The sequence below is a fragment of the Rhizobium sp. RCC_161_2 genome (assembly GCF_041355235.1).
Lineage (GTDB): Bacteria > Pseudomonadota > Alphaproteobacteria > Rhizobiales > Rhizobiaceae > Rhizobium.
The window spans coordinates 46,883-61,563 of record NZ_JBFUPL010000006.1 but is presented as its reverse complement, the minus strand read 5'-3'; the positions used below and the strand labels follow the sequence as shown (position 1 = coordinate 61,563).

General features: G+C 57.8%; 1 protein-coding gene. It reads left to right on the top strand.

Annotated features, from left to right (window positions below; all coding sequences use genetic code 11):
* The first annotated feature begins 104 nt into the window (after positions 1-104).
* Positions 105-14,672 carry an amino acid adenylation domain-containing protein gene (locus AB6803_RS16870; protein WP_371109971.1) on the top strand — a complete coding sequence of 4,856 codons (14,568 nt, stop codon included), beginning with the start codon at positions 105-107 and terminating at the stop codon, positions 14,670-14,672.
* The last annotated feature ends 9 nt before the right edge of the window (positions 14,673-14,681 follow it).

The following is a 14,681-nucleotide window of genomic DNA, read 5'->3' as shown; positions in this document are numbered from 1 at the left end:
CATTTAGCGCATCTGTCCAGATCCTCGCTCCCGCCTACGTACTAATCGCTGGGCAGGCCGACTTAACCTCATGGCTCCGTAAGCTCCAACATCTCGATACGCGGTTGGCATCGCGTATTCGATCTAAAGTTCTCTTGTCGCATGGAGTTCAGATGTTAGATGTGCCTACTGATCGCCCTCGGTCCTCGACCGCCGCGATTCTACAATATCTCAGATATGTTCTTCCGGAAAAATTGTGCCAAAGAGTGAGTGACTTTTCGGCTCTCGACAGGGATGCGCTTTGCGCCACCTTCCTTGGTGCGCTTCATGTCTATTTGAGCCGTTATACGGGGCAGCAGGATATAGTGGTCGGTATGCTGCCGCCTCATCGGCGCGGCAACATAAATGGCATGTTCGCTGACATCCTGCCGATCAAGACCGAAGACGTCGGCAGCAGATCTTTCCGGAATTTATTTGAACATATCCACGCATATTTTTCCGAACAAACAACATCAATAGCGGAAACAGATGCTTCCTCCCCGTTAAACGGCGCCGATTTTCAAATCCTGTTTTCCTACCGATCGGCAAAAGATGAACCGGGCGGTTTCTACCCCATAGTCAGCACAGACCAGCCGCCTCGATATGAATTATTCGTCGAGGTGATCGAGGAAGACGACTCTTTTGTCTTTTACCTGAGATATAATGCAAATCTATTTGATGCCCCTACCATAGAACGGGTCCGGCATCAGTATTTTCATTTGCTTGAATCCATCTTGTCGGCACCGGATCTGTTTCCGGAGGATTATTCCATTCTGCCGGAAACAGATCTGCAGGATTTGCTTCATGAATGGAACAACACGAAGTTTGAATATCCTGCGGATACGTGTTTTCACGACCTGTTCGAGATCCAATCGCTAAGAACACCTGACAAGCCGGCGATTTTCTTCGGAGAGCGATATCTTACCTATCGGGACTTGGATCATCGAAGCGCCTCGCTAGCAAAATGGTTGCAGTCAAGGGGAATTGGTCCGGGCGTTCTGGTCGGCCTCTGCGTCGAGCGTTCCCTGGATATGGTCGTCGGGCTTCTGGGGATTCTGAAGTCCGGTGGGGCCTATGTGCCCTTGGGGCCCGATTATCCGGAAGACCGATTAAAGTATATGGCGCAAGATAGCGGTGTCCAGCTTATCCTGACCCAGGAACGTCTGGTTTCCAACGTTGCGGCATGGGCGGGAGAGCAGGTGCAAGCCGTCGCGCTGGATCGTGACTGGGATGTGATCGTCGGCGGTACCCAGGGAGCCTGTGAGCTGCGGAAAGATGTGCAGCCTGATGATCTTGCTTATCTGATGTATACCTCAGGGAGTACGGGCAGGCCCAAAGGGGTGATGATTCCTCATCGGGCGCTGACCAATTTCCTTGTTTCGATGGGTGAACAACCCGGACTGCAAAGTACGGACAAGCTTCTGGCGGTCACCACCTATTGTTTCGATATCTCGGGGCTGGAATTATATCTGCCTCTGTTGAAGGGCGGCCAGTGCTTCATTTGCAGTGAGGATGTCGCCCGGGACGGCAAAAGTTTGCTGCAGGAAATCCGCAGGATCAAGCCGTCGGTGATGCAGGCAACGCCGGCGACGTGGACCATGTTGTTTCACGCCGGATGGGACAATGAAGAGCGGCTGAAGATCCTGTGCGGAGGAGAGGCTCTTCCGGACACATTGAGGCGCAAGTTCATCGCCGCAAATTGTGATGTCTGGAATATGTATGGACCGACCGAGACGACGATCTGGTCGACGTTGCAGCATCTCGACGGCGAAAGCCACGTCAACATCGGCAAGCCGATCGCCAATACACAAATCTACATTGTCGACAAAAAGCTTCAACCGGTTCCCGTCGGTGCCGCTGGCGAACTTTGCATCGCGGGAGACGGTTTGGCGAAAGGCTACTGGAACCGGCCTGATATCACCGCTGAAAAATTTATAACCAATCCCTTTCTTGGAGATTCAAAGCTTTACCGGACGGGAGATCTTGCGCGTTGGCGTGCCGATGGGACCATCGACTACCTCGGCCGTATCGATCACCAGGTGAAAATCCGGGGATTTCGGATTGAACTTGGGGAGATTGAGGCACGGCTGAATCAGCATCCTGCAATACAAGACGGCGTGGTCGTGGTGAAGACCCATGAAGAGACCCAGCATCTGGTGTGCTACTACATGGCGCAGGCCTCCGAGGAGCTTGAGCCGCAGTCATTGCGGACGCATCTGAAAGAGCATCTTCCCGACTATATGGTGCCCCACCTATTCGTTCACCTGCAGGCCCTGCCGCTGACGCCGAACGGGAAGACCGACCGCAAGGCGCTGATGGAACGCGAGCTGGAATTGTTCCGGTCCGAAGCGCTGCCGCCCCTTGAATCTGCGCTGGAACAGCAGATCTGGTCGATATGGAAAGATGTGCTTCATTTCGGAAACATCGGCCCGGACGACGCATTCTTCGATATGGGCGGCACCTCGGTTTCCGCCACTGCCTTGGTTGAACGGATCAATCAGGCTTTTGGCTGCGAGATGACGCTGGCTACGCTGGTTTCCCATACCACGATCAGGAAATTGAGCCGGTACATATCGAGTCTCGCGGAGGAAAAGGGAAGTCGTAACTTACCAAGCCGAGAGCATCATTCGAGGCCAAGCATGGCTGATGGGGATGATACGGATCTCATCGCGATCGTTGGAATGGCGGGTAAATTTCCCGGTGCAAATGATCTGGAGACATTCTGGGAGAATGTCGAGCAGGGCCGAAACTGCATTGTCGAGGTTCCCGAAACGCGTTGGAGCTGGAAAAGCCATTACGGAGATCCGGTCAAAGAAAAAGGGAAGACGAGAGTTAAATGGGGCGGATTCATCGACGGAATCGATGAATTCGACCCGTTGTTCTTTGGCATAGCGCCCCGTGAAGCAGAGCTGATGGATCCGCAGCAGCGATTGCTGATGACCTATTCCTGGCTAGCTCTGGAGCACGCCGGGATTGCTCCTTCCAGCCTGTCGCAGCAGACAACCGGGGTGTTCATCGCCGCGTCGGCGGGTGAATACAAGGATTGCATTGCTGTGGACGCGGAAGACAGCGTCTACGGGATCACCTCCGAAGCAACTGCGATGATCCCCAGCCGCATCTCCTATACATTGAATCTGCAGGGGCCTAGCGAGCTGTGTGAAACCACCTGCTCTTCGTCGCTGGTCGCCATCCATCGTGCCATCCAGTCGATGCGTGCCGGCGAATGCGAGCAAGCCATCGTCGGTGGGGTGAACCTATTGCTCTCGCCCAAAGGCTTCAGCCGATATGAAGCCATGGGGCTGCTGTCGGCGCAGAATGAAGTGAAGTCCTTCCAAATCGGTGCGAGTGGTTATCTGCGGGCGGAAGGTGTCGGGGTCGTGGTGCTAAAGCCGCTGAGCAAGGCATTGGCGGACGGAGACGTCGTCTATGCCCTGCTGAAGGGCTCGGGCGTATCGCATGGCGGCAAGGGCATGTCGCTGACGTCTCCGAACGGAGAAGGCATGAGGTCGGCCATGATCCGTGCATATACAGCCGCCGATGTCGATCCCAGAACCGTCGCCTATATCGAAACTCACGGCATCGCCTCTCCGGTCGGCGACAGCATTGAAATCGATGCACTGAAATCGGGATACAAGGATGCGGCCGGCCGATATGAGGTCGGCGGCGATAGAGAAGCCGTCTGTTACCTGAGCTGCCTGAAGCCGACCATGGGGCATGGGGAAATCGTTTCAGGCATGGCTGCCTTGATAAAGGTGGCTCTGGCTTTGCGCCAGCAGGTCATTCCGGGGCTTGCCCGCTTCTCCGGCCTGCATGAAGGCCTCTCCCTCACCGGAACCCCTTTCGAGATAGTCCGTTACAGCCAGCACTGGCATGCGCGAAACGACGACAGGGGGCAGGCTCTGCCTCGCAGGGCAAGCATAAATAGCTATGGCTTTGGCGCCAGCGCCCATCTTGTTCTGGAAGAATATCCCTCGGCGCAAGAAAGCGTGCGATCGGTTGCACAGGCGCCGGGCACGTCACCGGAAATCATCATTCTTTCGGCGAGGAGCAAAGACCGGCTGAAGGTGATGGCCGAAAACTTGCGGACCTTCGTTCAGGCTCACCCACGGACTGCTTTGCGTGATCTGGCCTACACGCTTCAGGTTGGCCGCGAGGCGATGAGGGAGCGCCTGGTCATTCTGGCACGTAATCCGGATGAACTGGTGCAGGGGCTGGGAAGCTTCATCGGCGGCATCAGCTCCCAGGCATCAATGGTTCTGTCCGGCACGGCTCCCGAAAAGCCTGTCCATCGTGATGCATCCGAAAGCGATTTCGCCGGAGCCTGGTCCAGCCGGGATTTTGAGGCGATCGCGCGTGCCTGGATCGATGGCGCCGAAGTTCTCTGGGCCGGCTTTGAACGAGATGGCAAGGTCAGCAAAGTGGCTCTGCCCACCTATCCGTTCGAACGGCGGGCATATTGGGCAGGCCGGGAAAATACAGCGGCCGCGGAGATCAATGTCCCGATGAAACAAGCCGATATGAAAAAGCGTATTTGCGTTGTCGGAGCCGGTCCGGCCGGATTGGTCATGGCCAAATCGCTGCTGGAAGAGGGACATGAACCTGTCGTCTATGAGGCCGCGGATACTTTCGGCGGCGTGTGGAATTTAAGAGAGCATAAGGGCTCCGGTGTTTACAAGAGCACGCGTTTCCAGAATTCCGCCGACACCAGTTTCTTCTCCGATTTTCCGCCGAATGCCGAACAGGGGCTGTTTCCGGGCGCCAAACAGGTGCGCGACTATCTGGAGGCCTATGCGGAAAAATTCGATCTGAAGCGAAGGATTCATTACGGCAGCAAGGTCCTGGCCGTCAGCGAAGCAGGCGGACAGTGGCGCGTGGAGGTGAGGCAGGGCGGCGAACACCAGGTCGATCACTTCGATGGTGTCGCCCTGTGCCATGGCCGCTATCATCATCCCGCCTTCCCCGCAGTGGAAGGCCTCCGCGATTTCCGGGGGCAAGTGCTGCATTCGGGGCAGTATTATGACAATCGCATCTTCGAGGGCAAACGTGTTCTGGTGATTGGCAATGGTGTCAGCGGCATGGATATTGCCGAGGAAGCCAGCCATGTCGCCCGCACCGTCTATTGGTCGATGCGCTCGTTGAAATTCGTCCTGCCGCGCATGGTCGGCTACCTGCCGAATGACTTCATCTCTCCAGCCAACCTGCTGATATCGCCGGATAACAGCGTTATCATGGAGCGTCTGAAAAACTCGATGCCGGATTATTACGCCGCTTATCAGAAAAGCGGCCTGTTTCCGGGTGTCAGAGATTTCAGGGCCAATCCTTTTGTGCATATCAACGACGGCGTCATCCAGCGCGTGGCGGATGGAGCGATCCAGACCTTTGTTGAAGACATAGCGCGATTTACCGCGAGCGGATGCGTATTCGAGACGTCCGGCACGGAAGTCAAAGACCTCGATATGGTGGTCATGTGCACCGGCTATGATGATGCGAGGTCTTTCGAGCACGTAAAGCAGTTCTCGATGCAAGACGATTTCGCGATGGGGCTGTTCTACCGTCGCAACCCGAGCCTTGTGAATGCATACGGCATTCAAAACGTGGGAACGACGGGCACGCTGCCGTATCTCGAAATGGTGGCGCGCTGGTACGCGCAGGTCATCTCCGGCCACTATCAGTTCAGCCGGGAAGAGCTTGAGCATCGCATCGACAAGCGGGATATCGTCGTCGCGCCGCTATCCAATGTCATCATTGGATTGAAACTGGGCCTATTGCCGAGACCGGAACAGGAGTTCGGGGCGTTCTGGCGCTGCCTGAATACGCCGTCTTTCCCGCCAATGTACCGTTTGCGTGGCCCTCACGCCGCCCCGGAGGCGCAGACTATACTCTCCAGATCCATCCAGCGGTCCTTCATTCCGCAGGATGATCAGGACCCGGCATTGCAGAGGGTGAAATATCGCTTGCTGGCCGGCCTGGGCGATGAGGTCATGCGCGACCTGGCGGCGCGTCAGGAGATTACCGCCGAAGACCACCGACAGGCGCAGAATTATCGCGGTGACCCCATCGTGCTGTCATGGGATACGCAGTTCATCAAGCCGGCGCACGAAGAGCTGCAGGCGACCGATGATGGTGCTGTCGCGGGTGAAAGCAATGACGGCGTCGTGGCCGAGGCGGTGTTCTCGGACGAGGTCAAGCGCCTGCTGGCAAGAACGCTGAAGCTGGACCCGCAAGAGATCGGGCTGGAACAGAATCTCAGCAATTATGGCTTCAGCTCTGTCACCCTGACGGCCTTCTCCCAAAAGATTCTGGACGAATACGGCATTCGTCTGGCGCCTGCGACCTTTATGGAGCATGCGACGCTGAAGTCGCTCAGCGCTTTCATGTATCAGCGATTGCCGAAGCAGGAGACGAAACCTCCGGAATCGTCCGCAGCTCATCATGAAGCAGTAGGAAGATCGGCAGAACAAGATCCAATGCCGGCGTCTATTCAGCCTGTTTCCGACACGCGGGATATCGCCATCATCGGGCTGGGCGGCAAATTGCCCGGTGCGCAGGATCTGAGTGAATTTTGGCGCAATCTGCTCGAGGATAAATCACCCGTTTCATCGATCCCCGAAGATCGCTGGTCGTGGCAAGCCTATGACGGCGATCCGGAGCAGGCGGACAAAACGGATTGTCACCGTGGCGCCTTCATCGACGATATCGGCCATTTCGATCCCCTGCATTTCAAGCTGTCTCCGCGAGAAGCAATCCTGATGGACCCGCAGCAACGCCTGTTGCTGGAGGCGACCTGGGAAACCCTGGAAAATGCGGGCTATGCCAAAAGTGCCCTATTCGGACAGAAAGTCGGATGCTTCGTCGGCGTCGAGCGGCAGGATTATGCGAACAAGATCCGCTCGATGGGCAATCCGGTCGATGGATATCTGAATACCGGAAACAGCCATGCGATGCTGGTCAACCGGATCTCACATTATTTTGGCTGGAAGGGTCCGACGCTAGCGGTCGATACGGCGTGCTCAAGCTCGTTTACGGCGCTGCACGGCGCCGTGAGAAGCTTGCAGAATGGCGATGCCGAGGTGGCTTTGGCGGGCGGCGTAAATCTTATCCTGGCGCCGGACGTTTTTATCTGCAACCGCAAGCTCGGACTGTTTACCGGCGAGGACCACGTCAAACCGTTCGACCGGGACGCCACGGGTCATTTCTTCAGCGATGGCCTGGGTCTGGTCCTGTTGAAACCCCTCGCATCCGCGCAGCGGGACGGCGACCATATTTACGGTGTCATCAAAGGCATGTCGGTCCGACATGGCGGACAGGGCGTGATCCTGACCTTCCCCAATCCGGTCTCGCATCGTGAGGTGATTGAGGAAGCATTGCAGCAAGCACGTCTGCAACCGAAGGACATCGATTACATCGAAGGGCAGGGAACGGCCAATCCGGTGGCGGATATGGTCGAACTCAAAGCCTATCACCAGGTCTTTTCAAATCAAGCCACACCGGTTCCCATCGGCACGATAAAAGGCCATGTGGGACATTTCGCCGGCGCATCCGGGGTCATCGCCCTGATCAAGGCCCTGCTGTCGCTGAAGAACAACCAGCTGATCAAGGTGGAGAATTTCAAGGCGCTGAACTGGGAACCGGACGACGAGCCGTTCTCCTGCGAGGTCTTGAGCGATCACCAGCCCTGGCCGTCAAAATGGGTGCAAGGCAGACAGGTTCCGCGACGGATAGGGGTCCACAATTTTGGCTTTGGCGGCGTAACCGGACATCTGGTCCTGGAAGAGCATCTTCCGTCGGACAGCAGGCCACCGCGGTCGGGAGACCGTGAGGAACTCATCGTTCTGTCGGCGCGAAAAGCGGATCAGCTCGTTCCCATGGCGGGGCGCCTTCTTCGCTATCTTGAAACCAAGGAATATAGACATTACGGATTCGATGCCGTCGAGCTAGCCGACATCGCCCATACCCTTCAGGTTGGGCGAGAGCCCCTCGCAAATCGCATGGCGCTTCTGGCCAAAAGCCTGCCGGATCTCCTCGACAAGTTGCGACAAGTGGTCAACGGCAGAAGTTCGCCGGATGATTGCTGGTGGGGCGCATCCGAGGAGGAGGCCAGCAGCCTCGACAAGGCGGCGCTTGCGCGGGCCGATCTCAGGGAGTTGGCGCAGCTCTGGCTGCGGGGACGGGTATTCGATTGGGGCAATCTGCATGATGCCTCCAAACCGAAAAAGATTGTCCTGCCGACATTTCCTTTCTCAAGGGCTCGATACTGGGTTCAGGCGCCGGATGGCGTGACCACGCCGCAATCGTCGCAAGCCAAAGTGGCGTCTGCCGCCATGCCGGGTGAGGTGAAGGGTATGATCCCGACCCTGAACGGCACCGGCACGATGACGAAGCAACTGCTCGCCTGCTCGGAATCCTTCGTCGACTATGCTGGACAATGCGAAGGGGAGGTCCTCGATCTCGGTTGCGCCTACGGAGGGGCGTCCTTGTCGGCGCTCGAACGGGGAGCCCGCGTTTTCGCCGTCGACATGGACCCCCGGCATCTGGAAATCCTGACGGAACAGGTGCGTGGCGAAGCCAGAAGCAGGATCTCGACCCAGCAAGGCATGCTGCCGGCGCTTGATCTCGATGAAAACCGCTTTGCGGCAATTCATGCCGGTCGCGTGCTGCATTTCCTCAATCCCCAGGCGCTTCAGGAGACCATGGCCAAGTTGTTCCGATGGCTCCAGCCCGGCGGCAAATTATTCGTAACCTGCGATACGCCTTACTTTCCGCACTGGGCCGCGAAGTTGAGCGACTACGAAGCGGCGAAAGAGGCAGGGGATTTGTGGCCGGGATACATAGAGGATCTCGAAAGCTTCTTTTCACAGCGAAGCGGAGCGGGTGCCGCTCATGCGTGGGATTCCGGCAGCCATGCCATGGAAGCGTTGAAAGGTGTTGGGTCGATCAATCTGATCGATCCGGACATTCTTAGCCGGGAAGCCGTCGCCGCGGGTTTCGACGTGGAAAAGGTCGGGTTCGAGGGCCTGGCTGTTGAGGTGAATGGCGTCAAAATGGCCGGCGGTTTCGAGCATGTTGGCCTGATTGCCGTCAAGCCGTTCGCTGAGTATGGGGCTGCTGTGTTGCGCGCCGAGAGACCATCCGTGGCTTATGATGCTGCGAATAAAGGCCGCTCGATCCAGATGCAGCCGGATACCCTATCCAGAGCCATCAAAAGGATGCTGGCCGAGGAACTGGGAATCCAGGACGCTGAAATCCAGGATGAAACGAAGTTTTTCGATCTCGGCTTGAACTCCGCCATCGGCGTGAGCTGGATGAACCGGATCAGCGAAACGTTTGGTCTTCTGGTTCCAGCTGCCAAACTCTTCTCCTATCCCACTTTGCGGACGTTCACGCGCTATCTGCTGGATGAAGGAAAGAAACAGGGCCTATTCAACAATCAGGCTGATGTCGCCGTATCGCGACCGCTACAAAAGGAAACGCCGCATCCTACGCCGGCTTCAACTGCCAAGCCCTATTCCCGCGGGAATGAAACCGACATTGCGATTATCGGCATGTCCTGCCGGTTTCCGCAATCCCGCAATAAATCCGAGTTCTGGGAGGCGATAAGGAACAAGCGGGATTGCATTGGCGAGGTACCGGAAAATCGCTGGTCCATGGCCGACTACTACGACGATAATCAGGAGACGCCAGGAAAGACGAATTGCCGGTTCATGGGTGCCCTGGACGACGCGGATTGCTTTGATCCGATGTTCTTCCACATCTCGCCGCTGGAGGCCCGGCACATGGACCCTCAGCAGCGACTGTTTCTTGAGGAAGCATGGAGCTGCCTGGAAGATGCCGGTTATGCCACCGATAAGATCTCTGGCAGCCGCTGCGGCGTCTTCGTGGGCTACGGCAATTATGGGCAGGACCAGATGGCCTCCGGCATCAATGCCCAGCGGTTCATCGGCGCAAGCCCTTCGATCCTTGCTGCCCGGATTGCCTACTTCCTAAATTTGCAAGGGCCGTGCCTTACCATCGACACTGCATGCTCCGCCTCTTTGGTCGCCGTTGCGCAGGCCTGCAACAGCCTGCTCCTGGGCGACAGCGATCTTGCGCTTGCCGGAGGCGTTTCGGTCCTGACCGGCCCCGCCATCCATATCATGGCGAGCAAGGCGGGCATGCTCTCGAATGACGGGCGCTGCTTTACCCTCGACCAGCGCGCCAATGGCTTTGTCCCCGGGGAAGGGGTCGGCGTCGTCGCCTTGAAGCGGCTGGCGGATGCGGAAAGGGATGGCGATATCATCTACGGTCTGGTCCGGGCATGGGGCGTCAACCAGGATGGAAGCACGAACGGCATCACGGCGCCGAACCAGGATGCTCAGATCCGGTTGCAGCGGGACGTTTACGACAAGTTCGGCATTAATCCGTCCGGGCTCCAATATGTGGAGATGCATGGAACCGGGACGAAGCTGGGAGATCCGATCGAGGTCGATGCGCTGATCGAAACCTTTCAATCCTATACGGATCGACAGGCATTCTGCGCGCTGGGCTCCGTAAAGAGCAATGTCGGCCACACTCTGGCGGCCGCGGGCGTCGCCGGAATGATCAAGATGCTGATGGCGTTCCAGCATCGCCAGCTGCCGCCGACCCTGCATGTCGAGCAGGTGAATGAGCACATCAGTCTGGCGAACTCGCCGTTCCTCATCAATACCGAATGCAAGCCGTGGGACGTGGGCGCCGGAGAAAAACGCCGGGCGGCGGTAAGCTCATTCGGCTATAGCGGCACCAATGCCCACATTGTTCTCGAAGCCTATAACGACCGCCGCCCTACGCGCTCCGGCGAGGAAAAAGGGCCCTACCTGATCGTGCTCTCCGCGCGAAACAAGGCACGGCTTCAGATGATGATGGAGCAGCTGCTTGCCTACGTCACCGACCATGAATCCTTGAGCCTTGCGGACCTTGCCTACACCCTGCAGACGGGCCGTATGGAAATGGAAGAGCGGATCGGTCTGATCGTCGAAACAAGGGCGGATCTCATCGAGACGTGCAAGGCGGTGTTGGCCGGACGTGACGCGGCAAATATCTATCGTGGACAGACGAAGAAGCATGATGACGTCCTTGCGCTCTTTTCCGAAGATGAAGATATCGGAACGACGGTCGGGCTATGGATGCACAAGCGCAGATATTCGAAGCTGCTTGCGGTTTGGGTCAGAGGCCTCAAGATCGACTGGCATCAGCTTTATGACGATCTTCCGAGCGGCAAACCTCGCCGGATAAGTCTGCCCACCTATCCTTTCGCCAGGGAGAGATACTGGCAGAACATGCCCTCAAACATGGCTTCGGGCGACGCTGTCCAAAAGTCGGCATCTGAAGAGGCCAACCGTTCGTCGCAGCGAGCAGGGCAGCAGGAAAGGGCGATTTCCGAACCGATCGCGGCAGTATACCCCGAGCACGCGAACTTTCGCTATTTGACGAAACAATGGGAGCCTGCCTCTGCCAATCCGCATCCTTCGGTCGGCAAGAGGGTCGCGATCCTGGCGACCCGGGAAACGCAAGCCCTGGCCAGGGAATTGCTCCGGATCCTTCCCGAAAGCGAGATTCTCCATCCAGAGGATATCGATGTATTGCTGAAACAGTCAGGGTCGTCTCCCTCCGGTTTTGCCGGCTGCATCGACCTGATCGGATGCGGCCAGGAGCGGCACGAGTCCCTGGAATGGCTGGAATGGCTGCGGCGGCTCGTTGCGGAAAAGCCTGAAGAGCAACGCATGTTGCTCTGCGTCTCTCACGGGCTTGAAATACATGGCAACTCTGCCGTCAACTTGTCCGGCGCCTCCCGTGTCGGCCTGTATCGAATGTTGCAGAGCGAATACTCGGCCTTACAAAGCCGCCATATGGATGCCGATCCAGATATCGCCGGACATGCGCTGGCTAGGCAGATTGCCGAGGAATTCCGCATCCGGGATCAGATGGCCGAGATCTGCTATCGCAACGGTCAGCGATATAAAGCGGTGCTTCGGGAAACCATAGCGACTTCCGATGGCGCAAGACCGGCGTTTTCCGCCCAGGAGGTGGTGTGGATCACCGGTGGAACGCGCGGGCTGGGTTTGCTGTGCGCCCAGCACATTGCCAAGCATTATGGCGTCAGACGGCTGCTGCTTTCGGGACAAGAAAACTGGCCTCCACGGCATGAATGGCCTGATTGCATAGCGCAAAACCATCCGCGCGCCCGGCAGATGTCCGAGATACTGGCGCTGGTGGAACAGGGCGTCGATGTGCAGGTAATGTCCATTCCGCTGACGGATGAATCGGCGATCCGGGAAAGTCTGGCCCATGTGCGCCGGCATATGGGGCCCATCGCCGGACTGATCCATTGCGCGGGCATGATGGATATGGATACCCCGGCCTTCGTCCGGAAATCCGTCGCCGGCTTCCGTCGGGTGCTGTCTCCCAAAATCTCCGGACTGGATCTGATCCTGTCACAGGTTGCGACCGACCCCTTGCGCTGCGTGATCCTGTTTTCATCCGTCGCCGGCATCATTCCCTCACTCGGCGCCAGCCAGAGCGATTATGCCATGGCCAATGCCTACATGGACTACGTGGCATGCGCACAGATGAACGATCTCCCGATCATCAGTGTTCAATGGCCTCATTGGGGAGAATCGGAAAAGGGCGAGCTGAAGAGCACGGCCTATGCGTCCACGGGCCTGCGCAGCCATACGCATCGGGAAGGGCTGCAACTCCTGGATCAGGTGCTATCCGCCCGCATGGCGCCAGTGGTTCTGCCGGCGGTGATCAATCCCGAGCAATGGAAGCCCGGGCAATTGATGAACCGCAAGATCGTGGAAGCCGGTACCGGGGCGTCGGCCGGCCGGTCCGCTGCAAGGGAAGCGTTATCGATACAGACCAGGCCCGAGATATCTTTGGAGACCGTGCGGGTCTGGCTCACGGCGCTGTTTTGCAGCGAGCTGGAAATTCCCGCCGGAACGGTCCAGGCGGACACGGATTTCCATCACTATGGCGTGGATTCCATTCTCCTGTCTCAGTTTACTCGGACCATCGGCAAGACGCTGGCGCAGCCGATGGACCCTTCCGCCCTCTTCGACTACTCGACCATAGACGCGCTTGCCGCGTGGCTCATTCGCACCCATGACGAGCCGCTGCGAAAAGTCCTGGGTATCGGGAATGCAGCCGCGGTTCCCTTGGAGGTGGCCTCCCCGTCAACGGAGCCAAACGGCGAGGTGTCGGTTGGTGGACCCGCCCTACCGCGGCGCAGCAGCGCGTCTGGAGTGCAGGCCGGGCCTGCGGCGGATGCTCAGCCGACCGATATCGCGATCATCGGCATGTCTTGCCGTTTCCCCGGCGCCCGCGATCTGCATGCCTATTGGCGTTTGTTGTCCGAAGGCCGCAATGCCATTGCCAGTGTTCCGCGGGAGCGCTGGGGGTACACGTCCTCGTTTCATGCCGGATTGCTGGAGTCGGTGACGCGGTTCGATCCGGACTTCTTCCAGATCGCTGAAGCAGATGCCCGGCTGATGGACCCACAAGCGCTGCTGGTACTGGAGGAGACGCTTAATCTTTTCAGCCATGCCGGATATTCCATGGCGGAAATGAAAGGAACGGAAACGGGGGTTTATCTGGGCGCCCGGAGCCGAGTGCAGGACCCGGACGCGATCATCCGCCAGGCGAAAAGCCCGATCGTCGTATGGGGCCAGAACTACATGGCGGCGAACGTCTCTCACTTCTTCGATCTGAGAGGCCCCAGTCTGGTGATCGATACGGCATGCTCGTCGGCCCTGGTCGCCATGCATTCTGCGATCGAGGGTCTGCGCAGCGGGGAGAATAGATTTGCCGTGGTCGGTGGCGTTAACCTGCTGACGGATGACCTACCGCATCGCATCTTCCAGCAGCGTAACCTGTTAAGTCCTGAGCCGGCTTTCCATATCTTCGACCAGCGAGCTGCAGGCGTGGTGCTGGGAGAAGGCGCCGGTTTGGTCCTGTTGAAGACCAGAGCGCAGGCGGAAAAGGACGGCGATACGATTTATGCCGTGATCAAGGCGCTGGCCATCAACAATGACGGGCGCACCGCGGGTCCGACCACGCCGAGCATCCAGGCGCAAAAGGCGGTGATGCAGGCGGCTTTGGCAAAAAGCGGCAAGGCGCCGGGCGACATCAGTTTCATCGAGGCCAATGGGTCTGGCTCGGAGGTCACTGACTTGCTGGAGTTAAAGGCGATGGAGGCTGTCTATCGCTCCTCCGGTCAGGATCCTTGCGGTCTTGGTTCCATCAAACCCAATATCGGACACCCTTTGTGCGCCGAGGGTATCGCCGGCCTGATCAAACTGGCTCTGATGCTGAAGCACAAACAGCATGTTCCTTTCCTGTCGGGAACCAATTCGATGACCCACTACTCGATCGATAACTCGCCATTCTTCTTCCATCGGACGAATGAACCCTGGTTCCGCATGCCGAGGGTTGCCGCGCTCAGCTGTTTTGCCGATGGCGGCACCAATGCGCATCTCATCCTCGAGGAATGGGAAGCTTCCGAATCGCAAATTGCCCGACGTCAACCGACTGTACCGCCGCCGCTGCATCGAAGAGACCTTCGCCAACAGCCCCTTGCAACCGGGAATACCGGTGCGGACAAAAATTGGTGGGGAACGCTGTTACCTGAGACAGCGTAAGCCCTGACG